Origin of the sequence: Microbulbifer variabilis, from assembly GCF_023716485.1 — a bacterium.
Taxonomy (GTDB): domain Bacteria; phylum Pseudomonadota; class Gammaproteobacteria; order Pseudomonadales; family Cellvibrionaceae; genus Microbulbifer; species Microbulbifer variabilis_B.
This window is the reverse complement of sequence record NZ_CP092418.1, coordinates 1,224,233-1,241,453: the sequence shown is the minus strand read 5'-3', so window position 1 is coordinate 1,241,453 and position 17,221 is coordinate 1,224,233. Positions and strand designations below refer to the sequence as shown.

The 17,221-nt window shown below is 43.2% G+C and carries 14 protein-coding genes and 1 pseudogene; 13 read left to right on the top strand and 2 right to left on the bottom strand.

Annotated features, from left to right (window positions below):
* Positions 1-5 precede the first annotated feature (5 nt).
* The 5 genes from MJO52_RS05445 to MJO52_RS05425 all read left to right on the top strand — a co-directional run bounded on the left by MJO52_RS05445 (position 6) and on the right by MJO52_RS05425 (position 5,377).
* Positions 6-1,016 (top strand): DUF6387 family protein, encoded by a 1,011-nt coding sequence (locus tag MJO52_RS05445; protein WP_252084935.1) that lies wholly within the window; start codon positions 6-8, stop codon positions 1,014-1,016.
* A gap of 133 nt (positions 1,017-1,149) precedes the next feature.
* A complete protein-coding gene (locus tag MJO52_RS05440; protein WP_252084934.1) occupies positions 1,150-1,398 on the top strand; it encodes a helix-turn-helix transcriptional regulator in 249 nt (82 codons plus the stop codon).
* Entirely contained in the window at positions 1,398-1,886 is a 489-nt protein-coding gene (locus MJO52_RS05435) for a hypothetical protein (RefSeq protein WP_252084933.1), read from the top strand. The genes MJO52_RS05440 and MJO52_RS05435 overlap by 1 nt, the downstream gene beginning before the upstream one ends.
* Entirely contained in the window at positions 1,876-2,307 is a 432-nt protein-coding gene (locus MJO52_RS05430; RefSeq protein WP_252084932.1) for a hypothetical protein, read from the top strand. The genes MJO52_RS05435 and MJO52_RS05430 overlap by 11 nt, the downstream gene beginning before the upstream one ends.
* Before the next feature lie 241 nt (positions 2,308-2,548).
* Positions 2,549-5,377 (top strand): DUF927 domain-containing protein, encoded by a 2,829-nt coding sequence (locus tag MJO52_RS05425; protein ID WP_252084931.1) that lies wholly within the window; start codon positions 2,549-2,551, stop codon positions 5,375-5,377.
* Positions 5,378-5,810: 433 nt separating this feature from the next.
* Here the strand turns inward: MJO52_RS05425 and MJO52_RS21380 are convergent.
* Positions 5,811-5,954: pseudogene (locus tag MJO52_RS21380) on the bottom strand (phage integrase N-terminal SAM-like domain-containing protein); the annotation flags it as partial.
* 422 nt (positions 5,955-6,376) lie between these two features.
* On the opposite strand from MJO52_RS21380, the gene MJO52_RS05420 reads away from it, so the two are divergent.
* From MJO52_RS05420 to MJO52_RS05410, 3 genes are all read left to right on the top strand, one after another.
* Positions 6,377-6,829 (top strand): hypothetical protein, encoded by a 453-nt coding sequence (locus MJO52_RS05420; RefSeq protein WP_252084930.1) that lies wholly within the window; start codon positions 6,377-6,379, stop codon positions 6,827-6,829.
* Complete coding sequence (locus MJO52_RS05415) at positions 6,826-7,842, top strand: serine/threonine-protein kinase (protein WP_252084929.1); 1,017 nt, start codon at positions 6,826-6,828, stop codon at positions 7,840-7,842. The genes MJO52_RS05420 and MJO52_RS05415 overlap by 4 nt, the downstream gene beginning before the upstream one ends.
* Before the next feature lie 145 nt (positions 7,843-7,987).
* Complete coding sequence (locus MJO52_RS05410) at positions 7,988-11,251, top strand: hypothetical protein (protein ID WP_252084928.1); 3,264 nt, start codon at positions 7,988-7,990, stop codon at positions 11,249-11,251.
* Positions 11,252-12,083: 832 nt separating this feature from the next.
* On the opposite strand, the gene MJO52_RS05405 is transcribed toward MJO52_RS05410, so the two are convergent.
* On the bottom strand, positions 12,084-12,266 hold the full coding sequence (locus MJO52_RS05405) for a hypothetical protein (RefSeq protein ID WP_252084927.1): 183 nt from the start codon (positions 12,264-12,266) through the stop codon (positions 12,084-12,086).
* Positions 12,267-12,703: 437 nt separating this feature from the next.
* On the opposite strand from MJO52_RS05405, the gene MJO52_RS05400 reads away from it, so the two are divergent.
* The 5 genes from MJO52_RS05400 (at position 12,704) to MJO52_RS05380 (ending at position 15,827) form a co-directional block, all read left to right on the top strand.
* A complete protein-coding gene (locus MJO52_RS05400; RefSeq protein ID WP_252084926.1) occupies positions 12,704-12,925 on the top strand; it encodes a helix-turn-helix domain-containing protein in 222 nt (73 codons plus the stop codon).
* A gap of 163 nt (positions 12,926-13,088) precedes the next feature.
* Positions 13,089-13,604 carry a hypothetical protein gene (locus MJO52_RS05395; RefSeq protein WP_252084925.1) on the top strand — a complete coding sequence of 172 codons (516 nt, stop codon included), beginning with the start codon at positions 13,089-13,091 and terminating at the stop codon, positions 13,602-13,604.
* Positions 13,604-13,807, top strand: coding sequence for a hypothetical protein (locus MJO52_RS05390; protein WP_252084924.1), 204 nt, complete (start codon positions 13,604-13,606; stop codon positions 13,805-13,807). The genes MJO52_RS05395 and MJO52_RS05390 overlap by 1 nt, the downstream gene beginning before the upstream one ends.
* Positions 13,808-14,258: 451 nt before the next feature.
* On the top strand, positions 14,259-14,507 hold the full coding sequence (locus tag MJO52_RS05385) for a hypothetical protein (RefSeq protein ID WP_252084923.1): 249 nt from the start codon (positions 14,259-14,261) through the stop codon (positions 14,505-14,507).
* Between the two features lie 87 nt (positions 14,508-14,594).
* Positions 14,595-15,827, top strand: coding sequence for an RES family NAD+ phosphorylase (locus MJO52_RS05380; RefSeq protein ID WP_252084922.1), 1,233 nt, complete (start codon positions 14,595-14,597; stop codon positions 15,825-15,827).
* The last annotated feature ends 1,394 nt before the right edge of the window (positions 15,828-17,221 follow it).

Sequence of the window (17,221 nt, the reverse complement as noted above, 5' to 3'; positions counted from 1 at the left end):
TTGGTATGACATCTTCTTTCCTGAAAGCTAGGGAGCTGTTTCGAATTGATGACTATAAAGAGCTTAATAAGCAGTCAGACAGGGCCCTATTTGAGTTTCTGGCATCTCGATCAAATACTTGCTCTTGGTTATCACATTTGACGAGAGGCAACTTATTTAAGCTGAACGTTTGTGACTTAGAAATTCCAGAAGAGATGGAGTCCCCTTTCCTTGCTTTTAGAGAGGATGATACCGAGTATAAGAAACTTAAATCCTTTGATATAAGTGAGTATCTCTCTTCTGATCAAGGTGTTGAAGAGACAATTGATTCTTCAACATGGACTCCCACTTGGTTAAGGTCCCAGCAGTATGTTTGCTCTTCAGTCAGACCTATGGGGGTTGGGGACGTAATTCGGATGTTCGATGATCTTGAAGATGGAGCACCAGAAGGTTTCTCTGAAGAGGAGTTTGCTGAGGATGTAGCTGAATCGAGAGCCAGGTATCGACAGAATGAAGAAATCTATCCTGAGCTAGAAAAGACTTCAATTGATCAATATTACCGGGAAGCTTTTGGCTACCATGATGGCCTTACAGCTCTGACTATTGATTTGGCAGCAAGAGATGATCAGATAATTGGAGAGCTTAAAGAGCTACTACCAAGACTAAGGGAATTAATACAGCTAGAGCCCGACCGTGCCTACTCTGCTAATCGTAAAGAACAGTTATTTTTAGGCCCTTCGTTACAGAAACGCGATACCCGCCGAATTGATATGGATAAGGTAAGAGACTACCGTGTTCCTGCATTAATTGATCTGTATATCTGGTCTATTGTTGAGGGGGAGCACTTATCTAATGCAGATTTTTTGAGGCTAGTATTTCCAGGTGACACAAGAACCGATGAGCTGGTTAACGAAGATAAGATTAAAAAGGTTTGCTTGCCATACACTTTCCGCTGTATGAAAACTGAGCTGCTATCTACTCTCCATAGATCCTTAGACTGGGAAGAAAAAAAGAATTGGAAAAATAGCATTTCTTAAACTTCCGAAAAGTGGCGCTGCTTAAACTTCTGAAAAGTGGCGTTGCTTAAACTTCCGGTAAGCCCCGTTTGCAATTGATTCAATCTCCTCACCGCCACAGACGTTCACTGTGGTTTATTAAAGGAGACTGAATATGACCCTCTCAAATACCCATCCCCAAGTGCCGGATGTTTTACCTAACCCACCGAACGATCCTATTTTGCGCCTACCAGAGGTAGAGCGTCAGACTGGGCTCAAGAAGACTTATATCTATGCCCTGGTGAAAAAAGGCGAATTCCCCACCCCTATCAAACTTGGTGAGCGCGCTAGTGGTTGGCTCTCTTCTGAGGTCTGCCAGTGGGTGCAAGATCGAGTTGCCATTTCTCGTGAGGGAGCCAAGTAATGACTCTTCGTGCCTACTCTCCCTACACACACCAGCAAGTAGCTGAATTTGCTCGGAGCTATCGGAAAACAGAAAGCGCTGAGTTTGAGCAGAAAATACTTCTCTCAAATTCAAATCTGATCCCTGAAGATCGGAAACTCTTCCTCAGCTCTATCATGGAGACATTTGATAGGGGCTGTCCTATCCCTGGTTATGAGTTGCTTTTGTTTCTATGGCCAACGGGTGAAGCAGCGTTTCTAGCGGTAGGTTCTGACTCATTTAACCCTATTGTTGATCAGCAACATGGCCGCGCCCATTGGTATCTCTCCTCCCCTAATACAACAGTAGTCGGCCTTCCTGATACTGAGGTGGTGAACCTTTACCGCCTTAGAGCAGGTCTCTCTCTGGGAGGTTGGTTAGTTTGGGATGGTATCCAACTCGAATACCACCCATCAGAGGAAGCTGATGCCCTAGAGCTTCGCAATGGAGGGCTTAAAAATGTCAGCTAATATACGTGCCCTCGCCATGCCATATTGCCTAGATTTACAACCGTGTGGTCGCTATGCATTACTGAATCGCAAGTATAAGCCAGTTGGTTTTAGCAGCAGATCATTTGTCTACTATGAACAGTACCCTGTACTTTTCAATGTCAGAATTACACCCAAAAGAGCGGCAGCAATCTCCTTGAAAGGAGATCCTGATCCGAGGCGAATTATTCTTTATAACGATGGTTGTGTTCCTACCGACAACTCAGAAACCTGGCTTTTTTATCAGGCTAAATTAGCGATCCTGGCACGACTACATCATTACAGTGATGATGAATATCACGAACAGGACAAAGCAAAACGCATCCGTCTGGCCAACTTACGCGATGCAAAACGGTTTACGGAACCTAAGGGCGTAGCGGTTTCCCTACCGCCAAATTTATAACCACGGTAAATAAGACTATTGCCTCTATTCGGGGCGATCTTACCCCCTCTTTAAAAAAGGTGTTACAGGTGTGCAGGTGTTACAGCATGGCTGAAAGCCCCGTATTTATTGGCTTTCCGCTGTCACACCTTTCTGTTACCCCAAGAGTGTTACAGCAAAAAGGTGTAACAGGAGTGAGGCCCGCAGTTCTGTTGAAAGCCTTATGGGGCGGGGGTTAAAGCTAAAAATATAAGGAAAGCTAATGGCACGCTTTGATATTAAACGAGTGGCAGACCTCGCCCTTGATCGGGCAGATGAAGTCTTGGCGCACTGGGCTCCAGATGGCTCATATCAGGGAGCTGAATATATTGCTCTTAACCCAACTCGATCTGATAGCAACAAGGGGTCCTTCTCAGTTAATCGCAATACCGGTGCATGGGCAGATTTTGCAGCGGATGAAAAAGGTGGGGACCTTGTATCGCTGGTTGCCTATCTTGAGGGGGCAAACAATGGAGAGGCAGCACAAAGGCTTGCTGCATTTCTGGGGCTCTCTGAAGGGGAGTCTATACCGCCTAGCCCAACCTATAAGTCGAAACCCAAAAAGCCAGCTGGTAACTCCTGGGAAGCCGTATTGCCGGTACCTTTAGAAGCAGAGCAGTCTTGCCCAACAACCCATCCCTATAACGGTAAGCCTTCTAAAGTTTGGGAATACCGTGGGCATTGCGGCTCACTGTTAATGAAGGTGATGCGTTTTGACATTCAGAAAGGCAATGCAAGATCAAAAGACTATCGCCCCTTAACCTATTGCCGGGATTCGAATGGTCGCAATTCTTGGAGATGGAAGCAGCCGGTAAATAAGCGGCCACTCTATAAGCTGGATCTATTGGCAAAGCGCTCTAAAGCTCCGGTATTGCTAACCGAAGGTGAAAAGGCTGCGGATGCAGCTGCTAGCCTACTGCCGGGTTATGTTTCTATGACCTGGCCCGGTGGCAGTAAAGCGCTGGGCAAAGCAGATTTTAAGCCCCTACATGGAAGGGAAGTACTTCTCTGGCCCGATAATGATGCAGCAGGCAAAGACTGTATGCTTAAGTTGGCTGCGATGCTACACGCTATGGAATGTAAGGTTTCTATGGTGTGTTTAGAGTCCTTGGGACCTAAGTGGCCAGCAAAAGGCGATGCGGCTGATGTGGAAGTTGCCGGTATTACAAGAGAGCAGCTTAAAGCCTTAATTACAGAGGGAAAGTTTTTAACGTCCTATCAGCCTGTGGCAACGGAACATCCAGCCCAAAATAAGGGGGGAAGTAATAAAGGGGCCGAGTCTGGGCAATTTGTAGTAAATGATCGTGGAGTTTTCTTCCCGCTTCAGGGGGCAGATGATGAGCCTTCACTAATGAGAATCTGTGATCGCCTGGATGTGCTTGCTTTAACTCGTGACCCCCAAGGAAGAAACTGGGGTACGTTGGTTCGCTTCCTTGACCCTGATGGCATTGTTAAAGAGTGGAATATACCTAGTGAGTACCTAGCGACTGAGGGCGGTGCGGAAGTACTCAAGCAGCTGTACAGCATGGGCCTTCGCGCTGAGGCGGGGCAGCAACCAAGACGCAGAATCGTTCAGTACTTACAAACGGCAAAAAGCACCAATCGCTATGTCTTGGTGAATAAACTCGGTTGGCATGGCAATGCCTACCTACTTCCGAATGAAACCCTGGGAACTCCTTTAGAGCCACTCTATTTTTACTCCACAAGTCCAGATCTCAATAAGATAAAGTTTAGTGGAGAGCTTCAGCAATGGCGTGAGCATGTAGCGAGCTATTGTAAGAACAATACCCGGTTGTTATTTGCGGTTTCAGCGGCATTTGCAGGACCTCTATTAAATCTCATTGGTATGGAAACGACCGGCTTTCATTTCTTTGGTGATAGCTCCCAAGGAAAAACGACGTTACTTAAAGTGGCCGCGTCTGTTTATGGAGGGCCTGATTATGTTCGTACTTGGCGTAGTACTGATAACGCTCTGGAAAGTATTGCTGCCTCCCACTCAGACGGCCTTTTAATTCTTGATGAGATCAGTCAATGCGATCCCCGTATTGTGGGGGATATTGCCTATATGCTGGGGAATGGCACTGGTAAAGCAAGGGCTAATGATCGCGGAGGCGTACGCGGAAATGCGTTTGAATGGAGGCTTGTTTTCCTTTCAACAGGAGAGCGCACTCTTGATCAACAAATGGCTGAAGTGGGTAAGAAAGCAAAAGCCGGGCAAGAGGTGCGGCTATTGGCTATTCCCGCAGATACAGGGAGCGGTGCCGGTATCTTTGATGAACTGCATGGGTTTGCCGGGGGTGCTGCGTTATCCCACTTTATGGTTGAGAAAGGGGCCTTATTCCATGGCGTGGCCCTTTATACGTTTATCAGAGAGCTTTGCGCTAGCAACTTGGAAAAGCTGGCAAGCCAGATTCGCCGGGAGCTGGTGAACTTTGCCGCAGAGCTGTCTGATGATGTGAGTGGTCAGGTACGAAGGGCAGCAGAGAAGTTTGCTCTCGTTGGTTTTGCCGGAGAGCTAGCTTCCACTGCGGGAATTACAGATTGGCCAAAAGGCATGGCGATGGAAGCGGCCAAATCCTGTTTTAGTGCTTGGGTATCAGCCCGTGGCGGTGTTGGAAACCTGGAGGACCGACAGACCTTGGCGGCGCTGAGGTTATTCTTTGACCTCTACGGAGAGTCCCACTTTACCCGTTGGGATCGAGAAGACTTCACGGCTGATGATCACACTGTTCGTACTTTGAAGCGTTGCGGCTACCGGAAAACGCTACAGGACAGTAATGCCCTTGAGGGACAGGCTTGCTCTGAGACTGTTTACTACGTTTACCCAGCTACGTTTAAAGCAGAGGTTTGCAAGGGGCTTAGTGATCGAAAGGCAAAGCAACTACTGGCCGCCTGTGGTGCTTTGGAGCGTGATGGAAACGGAAAATTTTCAATACCAACGCGTTTACCAAACAGTGGGCGTAACCCTGAACGGGTGCTAATCATTCGACCTCACTTGATTCCTGTTGAAGATGATGGAGAAAAGGAACTACTGAAGAAAAAGGCCGCGTAGCCCATGCCGTTTACAACTGTTGTAAGCGGTGTGCAGCCGTTTGCATTCTCCAAATATGTAGCTGGCCATGTGAAAAACAGTTAGTTTGCTGTGGATGAAATCAAAGCTTGCTTGTGGCTTAAGTTGGCCAATCTCCTAGCGTATTCTAATTGCAGCTCTGCGGACCTGAACATGTGCAATCGTGTTGTCCAGTCTCTATTGCCGTTACCTCATCGAATGAATACCTTGTAACTACAAAAATCGATGACCTTCACCCTCAATGACAAGCATTGGGCACACCTGAGCCCAGTGCTGTACATCAGTACAAGTTGAAGACACCTTTCAGCTTTCGTCCTGGATGCAAACAATTGGTAGGCGGCGTCAAGCCAATGTTGGACGTATAGACTCACCAAAACTGCTTATGAAGATACACCGGCAAATTCAGCATGACCCGCTAGGTGTTAACCGGACAATGACAATTGACCGACAGGTGGCTTAGGAATGTCTCGACCTCGGCAATACTGACCTCTCGACGGTATCGTAGTTTATGATGGTGGATAACGCGCTTTATCCAGTGAACGTATGTCTGTTCCGTCCGATAGGCTAGACCATAACGTCAAATGTTGGGGATGAACTTGGTTGAATGTTTGGGAGGCTTGAGGCGAGTATACTCCAAGATAGCACTTCTTAGCTGTATTTATATACATTTATGAGCGCAACAAACACCATTGTCAATGCCACGAACTATAAAGCCATGGCTAATATCCGCAAAAATTTGCCCTACTTATTTATTTAGTTGGGTAAAATGTGCTCAAGAACGGGAAGGTAAACCAGAGGACTTTAGGTGATGGCTCACTATCTCTGGTGTTTATTTGAACGAATAACTTATGACCTACTGTAAATAAAGGCTTTTTTTCATGGCTTGAAGGGTCTTCTTCAGAAATAGTGGTCAAATGGATAGTGAGCCACTGGCTCATTAATAAACTGTTATGCACCTCAGTATTGGCACAAGGATATATAGTGAAAAATATAGGCTTTAACTTTAATACTAATGACTTTAGATATTGTGTAATTGAAAAAGATGGTGATGATGTAACTCTCTTAGATAAAAACAAGATTGTTTATCCGAAAGCCCTTGATGTAACAAGTATGTCTGGCTGGCTTGAAACTCAAATATGCTTGTTGCTTGATAAGCACAATCCTAATCAGGTGGGCTATAAATTACCTCTTGTTTTGAAATCAACCAAGCCAATTCAAAATTCATTATTCTCTCTCGGTGTTTTGAATCTCTGTTGCCATAAAAGAAATATCTCAGCAAGTCACTTTACTAGCCAAGGAATTAACGCAACTAAGTTTGGCCTAACTAAAAAAGATAATGTCTACAAGTATGTAGACGACAACCTTGGGATGCATCCTCCTTATTGGGACAAACCAACAAAAGATGCTGCATTGGTGGCATGGTTCTTACTATGAAAAATCCAGATAAAATCCGAAAATTTAAGGTTATCGATTTTTTAGGTAATGGAAATTTTGGCTTTGTATTCCAGGCTTATGATCCTTTACTAAAAGCAGACAGGGCTATAAAACTAATCAAAGTCGCCAATCCAGATAAATTTATCGAGGCAGTAAAAGAGGCTCAAACACTTGAGTCTTGCCGTCACAAGCATATCGTTGATGTTAAGGAAGTTGATGTTTTTGTATATGAAGGAACTCCATGCGTCTATATAGCAATGGAATACTTAGCAAAAGGCTCTATTCAAAAACACCTCGAAAATCGATTCATATCTATCCAAGAGTCACTGAAAATTGTATCTGAGGCTCTTTTGGGATTAGAGCATGCCCACAATAGTAATGTCCTGCATAGGGATATAAAACCTGGGAATATTCTTTTGGGGGATAATGGTGAAGCAAAGTTATCAGACTTCGGCTTGGCATTGGATTATCACCTAGATCCATCTGATACAATGGGCTATAGGCCACATCAACCTTTAGAGGTAATAGATGGAAATCCAATGGATAAACTAAGTGATATATACGCAATGGGAGTTACCCTTTACCGTCTAATAAATAACGTCCCAGATATGGCTTTTAACTTTTCGACGATGGGCGAATGGAGAGCCGCGGTTAAAGGAAATAAATATCCTGACAGAAAATATCTCCCGCACGTCCCGAGAAAAATTAAGACAATAATAAATAAGGCAATTAATAACAGTCCAGATAAGCGCTATCAAAGTGCTAGCGAATTTCGACAGGCCCTTGAAAAATCAGCACTATCGATAGACTGGAGTCCACTAAACTCTACTACATGGTTTGGAGCGGCGCTAAATGGTGATAAGTTTGAGCTTGAAAAGACACATAAAAGAAGTGGTTGGAAAATTGATTACAAAAGAAATGGCAGGCGATTGAAAGATCATTGCGTAAAAGGCCTTTCAGATGAAAAAGTCGATGAAGAGTTCTTCAGAATCATCGATGTATCATATGCATAACAAGCAGCTGCAATTTGACCCCGAAAACTACTCCAAAAAGCCTGACAGGCTGCTACGTAGTTGAGCTGGGTTTTATAGGGCCATAGCGAGGCCGAGCAAAACTAGATAATCTCGAATTCAAGAAGCAATCAGAAATGGATCTTAGATGACAGCCAATATAGAAAGCCGCCCGAAATTATCACCAAGAGATTTTTTAAAAGCCAGAAGACCAGAGCGTTTTTCTGATTCGGTTAGAAAAGAAACAGGCAAGCTAGATCGATCTGTCTTGGAATACCAGCTGGCAACATTGAACAGGCGAAATTTGGAACTTGCATTTGAAGATTTCGCTAAAAAACTATGTGAGAAAGTAATATGTCCTAACCTGCTGGAACAGACAGGCCCGGTTGCTGGTGGAGATGGGAAAGTAGATACACAAACTTTCCCTGTATCAGAGCAAACAAAAGCTCTTTGGTTTGTCGGCGTAAATGAAAATTCACACGAAGATAGATGGGCATTTGCGGTAAGCACCCAAGAAGACTGGAAGGCAAAATGTCGGAAAGATGTAAGAAAAATTAGTGCAACAGATCGCGACTATAAAAAGGTTTTTTGTGTGACGAATATGTACACAAAAGCAAATCAGCGCAGTGATTTGGAAGACTCTTTAAAAAAAGAAACAGGGATCGATGTTAGAGTCTTGGACATTTCCTGGATCATGGATCAAATTTTCAGCAATAGCTACGAACAATTAGCAATTGATGCCCTATCTATTGATGTTGATTGGCGTAGAGAAATAGAGGTCGGGGCGAATGACTATACTAAAACACTTAGGCTTCAAAAGCTCGAAAACAATATCAAGAATGAGATCAATACAAGTGAGATACTTCCACATCAATTGAACTGGTTACTAGAGGTGGCAATTCTCTCGAAAGAGCTTGAAAAGCCGGTTATTGAAACCAAAGGCCTATTTGATAGAGCTATCGTGGCTTCTGAAAAATTTGGAAGCTCATATCAGCAGTTTAATGCTCACTATCAATATGCTTGGGCGGCCTATTGGTGGTTTGAAGAGATTGAGTTGTTCCGGGAACAACTGCACTTTTGTGTCGAATTGGCAAAAAAAATTGGGCAATCTGGGCAGTGGGGCAATGTAGTATCGTTACTCGGTCTTTACTCCAGTCATTGCCGAGATTCAAAAAGCGAAAGCCTTGCCAATTATGAATCACTTTCATCTGAAGTAAAAAATATACTTATTTGCCTTGCAGAAAAAGATGAAAGGCCTAGCAATGCTTTAATGTCTAAAGCACATATAGAATTACTAAACTTGCAATCTATCGAATCCACTGATCAAGCAACAGATATATTTTCCTCACTGCTATCAATAGTAGAAGCTGGAGAATTGCTAGTCGGATTCCCCTTCAATGAACTATACGATTTAATTACAGAATTAGATAGTATATTTGGCGATCTAGACAGCTATGAGCTTCTTCTAGATTACTTCACTGAACAGGCGTCTCGACGGGAAGGCGATACTAAGGGTGCATTACTTTCATTAAAACGAGGAGCAAGACGTTTAGAATCTTGTGAGCCATATCAAGCAATAAAGCTCATAGGAAAATCACTCATGGGGCTTTACAAAAAGGAAACTAAAAAAGATCTATATGTTGCACTTAACCTTTTGTCAGGATGTTACGAAAAGGTTGATCTTCTTTGGGCTTCACGAGCCAATCTACTGCTAGCGGCGTCTACAATTACAGATGAATTTTGGGAAAGTGGAGATCTCCTTTCTGCTCAAGTCTACATATATATTCGCCTTTCAATAATTGAGCTTAAGTTAGGCAGGATTAACTATGCTTTATCATGGTGGGAACTTGCATGCATTGTCGATGCTAACCTTGAGGCTGCAATACTTACTGAAAAGGAACACCAAAGAATTGATGCATATCTATCACAGTGCATCCTCAATGCAGATATTGAAACGCTTAAATATTTATCAAAACTCCCTGATTTACTAGATAAATATCAGTTATTTTCAAGCAGAGCAATGTTGCTGTATGCATTAGGTCATGAAAATATTGTCAAAGGGGAGTATGAGTTAAAAATCGATCAAGAATATATCAATTATTTGAAAATTGTTAGAGACATCGATTTAGGTGCACCAGTACCTATACTTATTAATTGTGATGTACGATATGGCACTATACAAACGAGTGTCATGGGAGCATCAATTACTGTTTCATTTCCATTTCGAAGTCCGTTGATTGAGCTTGCTGAAACATTACTTTCTGTGATAGAGGGCTTTTTCTCAACCGGCGTGGTTGATCAAGTATTTGTATATGAGTCCCGGCTTGAAATTGAAATCACAGCTGATGACGATGACGAAGTTGAGATATCACATGAAGTAGATGATGCAAGTAGAACTCTGAAAATTAATGTTCTATGCTCGTCATTCACCCTAGATATGTTGAATATATCTGGGCAAGAAATTATTCAACGCTGGCTTCATGATTTTGTAATTGACGTATTCTCGCGCATGGTTAAACCCAAAAACTCTGAGAGGACTCTGGGTTCTATGCTTAACGAAGATAGAGCGCTGGAGCGTTCTGTGTCATTTGGGGCATGTTTTGTTGGATTGAAAAATATAATGGGTAATGATGCCGTCAGTCGTATTAAGTCTCTATTGCATGATGTAGAGCATAAAACATACGAAATGCGTCGCTCTCAGCCATGGGATTCTAGCTTTCCAAAGTCTAAATCTACGACCAAGTCATTGACCGATTTAACCCCTGGTAAGGAACCACCACCAGAAGGGCTGACTGATAGTGAAAATTTGACTCATAAAGATATAAAGGTACAAGATCTTATCAAAATAAGGTTGTGGGATAGAACTGTATGGTGTGGAACCGGATTTGCACTTTATCCCAATGGAGACGTTGAATTAACTTTACTTTTTGAAGATGATCAAGCTGCAGCAGTTATTTTCGCAGACTTAGAAAATGAAATTGGAAATGAAGACAGTGAAGATAGATTAAGAATTTCAATTATTAGAAGTATTGATCGAAAAAATCCTGCACATTATAGAGTTTGTATTAGTGAAAATTTCGTTTTTGACTCGAACAAAACTGTACAAATGATTGCCAGAAAAAACACAATGACTCCTTCAACATCCGAAAACCTCGATAGGTTTCTATCTGCATTTAGCGAGCGGGGAAGCTATATTCTGAGCTATGCCGTAGCTAAGAATGAGAGGATTATAGAAAGCTCACTAGTTAAGAAAAAATCAATTCGGAAGTTTAATATTAATGTTTTAGAAGCATGGGAGATAGGGCCAAATGATATAGAGGTTATGGCCATTCATTCAGATGATGACCCTCTAATTCCAGAAGGAGTAAGTAACCCTCCAATAATTGAGTCTCTTAAACGGAAGTTTGGTTAGTGAGGCCTCTTAGTATCAACTTTGAAGCAAACATTTTCAGGCGTGATTTGCTTCCCTCACTCATTACTATGCTTGTAAAATCCTCTTAACGAGGCGTTAAAGCTTCAATGGAAATGATGTGATTCAGATACGAAAGCTTAAAAGTCCTTTAAGAATTAAAAGGGCAAAAAGCAAAGTAACTACCTGATGATTGTGGTGCCTTGGAGCTTGATGACAACGGAAAATTCTCAATACTGATGAGTTTACCGAAAAGTGGGCGTAATCTTGAGAAGGCGCTAATTATTCGACCTCACTTGATTCCTGTTAGGGAAGATGGAGATAGTGGCCTACTCAAGAAAAAAGCTGCGAAATCCTTGTCGTTTACAGGTGCTGTAAACGATATGCAGCCGTTTACTTTGACTCAAGCCAGAATTCTAGCTTAGCTTTACCTCACCATATGGCCGGCCAGCGGATTCTGAGTTGGCCCAATTTCCCAGTAAAAAACACAGCACTCAATGCCTTCTATGGCGGAGAAGGCGCTGTGCTGGTTAGCCTGCCCTAGTATAAGACAAGTGAAGAGAGTAAACACAAGAGTCCTGCTCAGTGGTTGAGGTGAGGTAAAGCTAAAGCTGTAATCACAGAGTTAAAGGACCAAGATGTAAATTTACATTTTGCCCCAAAGTAAGCATCTGACAGTGTGCTAAACAGCTAGCTTGTAGAGAGAGAATTCAAAGTTTGTTTGTGGCTTAAGTTGGCCAATTTCTTAGCGCACTCTATTTGCAGCTTTGCGGACCGGATCATGTGCAATAGTGTGCGGTCCGTGCAAGTGCGCTCACTAGGGGGACCTCCTAGTTTATTGGTTGCTGCTGTTTAGGGATTCACCTGCAATGTTTAGGCTGTTGTTAATTGCACTTACAACTGAGCTGCTAACCTTTACATCTATAGCATCCAAGAGTTGGAGCAAGATCTGCTCGGCGGTGTCTGATGGTGATTCAATTTTGATAATTGGCTTATTTTCTTGTTGGTTATTTCCCATTGTCTTTCCCCCGTTAGCCTTCCTGTACATGCCTTCTGCTTAACGTTGAGTCAGCAAGTTTCATGATCCTGAAGAGAGCGTTTAAATGGAAAGAGTAACCCTGGGAGGATAGCCTTTTCCTCTTCGGTGATAGCTTTAAGGGCTGCTTCTCGGGGCTTTGAATGTGGCCACTCCATGATCAGCTCTCGCGCCCGATTTAAATGGGCGAGTTCCTTTAGTTGGCTTAAGTAGGTATGTGTGTGGAGCTGAGTCGTGAGCTGGGGTCCGTTATGCATGTGCGAGTTCCTTGCAGTCCATCAAGTATTTATACGCCACTTTGTACATCGAGATGGCTTCCTGAGATATATTTATGTAACTGTCTGCCGTAATATTATTACGGTGAAACACTTCAATCAACTAAATATTACGCTAAAGCGTAAATAAATTACGGTTAAGGTATGAACGGAATGCAGTGCCGCATGGCACGAGCTGGGCTTGATTGGTCGGGTAAAGAGCTATCGGAAAGGGCAGGAGTTCGCCCTGCAACCATTAGTGCTTTTGAGAAGGGGGGAGCTGCCCTCACTACGACAGTGGATAAACTAAGAGAAGCTTTTCTAGTTACTAGTCGTGTTCGTTTTGAAGGGGAAACTGGTGTGTTTGTTCAGCCTTTTGAAGGCTGACGCCTATGGGGAGGAGTTGTACTTTTCCTGCCAACACGGACTTGCCGAATACATGAAATCACAGGATGATTCACTACCCCGTGTAAATGTCCGCTGAGTCGAACGGCAATCTTGTAATATGGTGGAAAAAAGGATTAACAGCTTCAAGGAGTGAGGTAACACAATGTCACTACCCTCAAGGATCGAGGCAGAGCAGCGCTACGAAAAGCTGCGCGCACTCGCTTTGGAAGTTACACAGAATTCACTAACGAGTAATTTGAAACTAACTCAGATAACCCCTCAGGCCCTAGAGGCCACCCAAAACTGGGAATCCTCAAGGCTTCGACAGTACAACTGGGACTGGCCGCAAAACTACAGCTACTACAAGAAAAGCTATCCCAAGCGCTTCGAGATAGCACTATGGGAAAACAGCATCTTAATCGCTATCTCCATAGGCCGCCCCACCTACCACGCCACAGGGATGCGCCTAGACGTGGTGGAAGCCATGCCGCGCGACCTAGGCGAACGCTCCAATGTATTCGATACAATTATCCTAGCGTATGAAATCTATGCGCGGATGATCAATGCCAATCATATTAGGATCATGAATCCGGTTAATGAAACGGTAAGAGCCTTCTACGAGAGATACGGATATCAGTACATCGCCAAGGGCAACTACCTGACAAGAGATATATTGTGATGACTGATAAAGATAAAGTGAAACGCCTGGCTGAGGCCAGACAAAAGAAAGGCTGGACTCAAAAGGAAATTGAAGAATTTGCCAAGCGCCGCAGCCATGAACTAAAGAAAATTTCCGAGGATATTGAGGAACCTGATCACCTCACCTCTGGCACCCAAAAATCTATCGAAGAGATATGCAAGGATGACGACAAAGAAGACTAAGCCATTGTCTGATAGGGAAAAGCAGTTCGCTCCGCAAAAGGGAGAAGTATCTCCGGAAGATGCCCGTACTAAGGCTACTATCTATGCTGCTCAGATTAAGGCTCGAATGAAAGCCAAAGGAGCAAAATTGAAGTGAGGTGAATGTGCTGAGGAGCCCGATCAACAGCCTTCTGCAACACGAAAATTTGAGGAAATATGAATAAGGGAATTCATTCTGCGGTAATGGTCCATAACTTACGTCGTATAGGCCATTTAGTTGACTGCAAAATCCAAAAAGAGAGAGGAAGCTGGGTTGTTGTAACCCCTTGCTCACGATGGTCAGGGTAGTGCCAAAATCGCAGTCACCGATGATATGGGCAGAGTGATGGAGTTTAATTCTCTTCGTGATGCTTTGCATTGCGCTCAATCCTGCGGCTTTGAAGACAAGTCAATTATCAGAGAGGAGTAAATAATGGAGCCCTGGGTCAATATCACAGGCATTACGCTGAACATCATTGGGGTAGCACTACTTGCAAAGTTCCCAATAGACCCAGAGACTCCTAGTAAAAATGGCTTGCCCACACTTAATGTGAATCCTGGTGCCTCCAGGATCCAGAAATCTCTGATAAAGTACGATATCCATCTGTCCTACACAAAACTTGGCTTTTTCTTGATAGGATTAGGTTTTGTCTTGCAGCTTTATGCGAGTTGGCCAACTTAAAAAATCAAGGGTTAAAGTCATGAAAAAAGTCAGACGTCTAAACTCCTCAAAAGCTACAGGCTGGCCTATATGATTTGTATTAACTGTGTGTATAAAGATTCTTTGAAAGCCTACATACAGAAAAAAGGCAGCTTAAAACAGTGCAGATACTGTAAATTAGAAAATAAAAGCGTTTCAATCAAAGAATTTTCAGATTATCTAGTTAAGTTCATCAAGAAAATTCTTGTACCTACTTCAGATTTATCTATCCTTGAGCAGTCAATGATATTTGAGTGCGGTTCAGCGGAGCCAAGAGTTTTTGATCTCTGTGATTTTTTTCAAACGTATGATGACTTTGCAACAGAAGAATTTGTAGAGGATTTTACCAATAAGCTCCCTGAAGAAACAGATTCGAATGGAAACACGATTCTTTATGCAGTAGATGATGGCTCTCTTGATGAGTTAAATGATATGGAGTTTCGCTGGAATAGTTTCGTCGAAAAACTACAGCGCAAAGAACGCTTTTTCAACTCTGAAGCCTTGACCTTTTTAGATGACCTTTTTAAGGATTTTCTAGAAAGTGATGATGCTCAAAAAGCCATTATTACTTCCATTTCAATAGAAACATCAATTTTTCGTGCACGCCGCTGTGTAAACAAATCTGAAATCAAAGAAATCCAGAAAGAACCGCATACTCAATTGGGGCCCCCGCCACATAACTGTACTTCTGATCAGCGCATGACTCCAATCGGCATATCAGCTTTCTATGGCGCATTAGACCGAAACACTTGCATTAGCGAAATTAGGCCTCTAGTAGGTGATGCTGTGATTACTGGTGAATTTCGACCACTTCGTGAATTTAAGCTTCTGGACTTAAATAAACTGACTCAATATAGCAGTGAATTGGATATTTTTAGTGAGGGATATTTGTGCCGAGCGCATGCTGCAGCATTCTTCGAACAATTAGTATTTAACATGTCACGACCAGCTCGATATGGAGCAAAAATGCCATACTTATCAACTCAGGTGATATTTGAGTACTTTAGTTTACGTATGGGTCAACTTATCAGAGGAGTAATTTATAACTCAGTCCAGACAGGCTCTAATGGAAAATGTATAGCAATATTCCCGGGTTACAGTGCTGTGAATACAGAAGCTGTATGTATGTTATCGGATCAATCCTTTGATTTTTTTCAAGAAAATAAAAATTCATTTTTTTGTATTCCTGAGTCGTTACGCTTCCATCGTATAGCTGGCGCTAAATATACTCATCAGGAGAGCAAAGAAGATTTTCTAATAACAGCCAATGATCGTCAGTTAAAATTAACGGGTAGTCAGTAAGCGAAAATTCTGGGGGGGGCGTAAAAAATCCTCTAAGAACCAATATATTTACTAATAGTCAGGCCTTACTTTCATTTAGAAACAGCAGTATCAAAAGCTACCTTATTTCCGAACTCCGCCATAGCTACAATTGATCCAGAGCCACCTGCTTCTGGGGCAAAAGAAAGTGCCAATATCACTATAAATTATTCTGTGTACCGACTTTCCCCTCTAAGTGGATCTCCTTATCTAATCTTTGTATCAAATCTTAATGTTGCTTTGGTGGTATTGGTTGAGACTTGTCATGATTCCTACTCTTGAAGTTAAAGGGCCAATTATTAGTCTGCTTTTTGATCTGTAGAGTATTTCTAGTATTGAAGCTGCCTGTATGGCTGGTGAGATTGTTACACCTTCCAGTTGTAACCCTTTCGGTGTTACAGAATGGTGTAACGCTGTAAAGTCAGTAACCATGCGGCCTGCAGCCAATCTGTAACACCTGCACACCTGTTACACCTTTATTTGAGAGGGGTAGAAGTTAACCCTCCCCTCGCCCCTTTGGTTGGGCTGAGACTGCGGAGCAGGGGTAATCATCAATTTGTGAGATGTAGGGGGGAATGCTTCAGCAGAATATTGAGTGGGCATTACTGAATTACTTTAGGAGCTCCATTTGTAATGGATTGGGGAATCTATCTGACTGTGGTTGCTTCTTATTAAGGGTCGGCAGATTGTGTCGACCCTTAATGATAAGTGTGTGAGTTTAATTCACTACCATGTGTACTGGATCAAATTGTGAATATCTACCTGACAGCGGCGTAGCTCCTATTTATAACTGAGCCTTTGGTGGGCCGCGGCGTACGATATTTCTACTTCTGGAATAACGTATAGATTAACTGCCCGCTAGTAGGCTTGATAGCTCTGGCTGAACTCTAAGCGAAGCTTAGGGTTCAATGGGTCCTCCTGGGAGGCTGACACACGGGTAATTCGGACCCCGCTCTGTTAACAGATATCTGATTTTTCCTAGGGGGGTTATACCTTCCTTAGAGTCAGTCAGGGGTAAACCCCTAGTTCGGGGTTTGGTGTTCTGACCAGCTGAACCCACGGGGGGTAGGTTGATATCTGGCAGCCTTGTATCCGGTACTGCCGTCCTAGCTTAGATTTCACTATGGCTTAATTCAGGTAGGGGGGAGTGATAATTAGGTAGTTGTTCTGGGCGTTTCAAACCGACAAAGCGTTGGTTTTGGTCTGGCAGTGAAAACCGGTGATTTGCCGGTTTTGGTTTAACTCTCAAAACCACCAGTCCTGCGGTTTTGGAGGTGATGAAACATAGGCGACCTGAATGCTGAGGTGACGTCACGCTTCGCGACTCCATCTCATATGCTCTACCAGCCCTTCATGCTCAAGCCGATCCCCTGTCG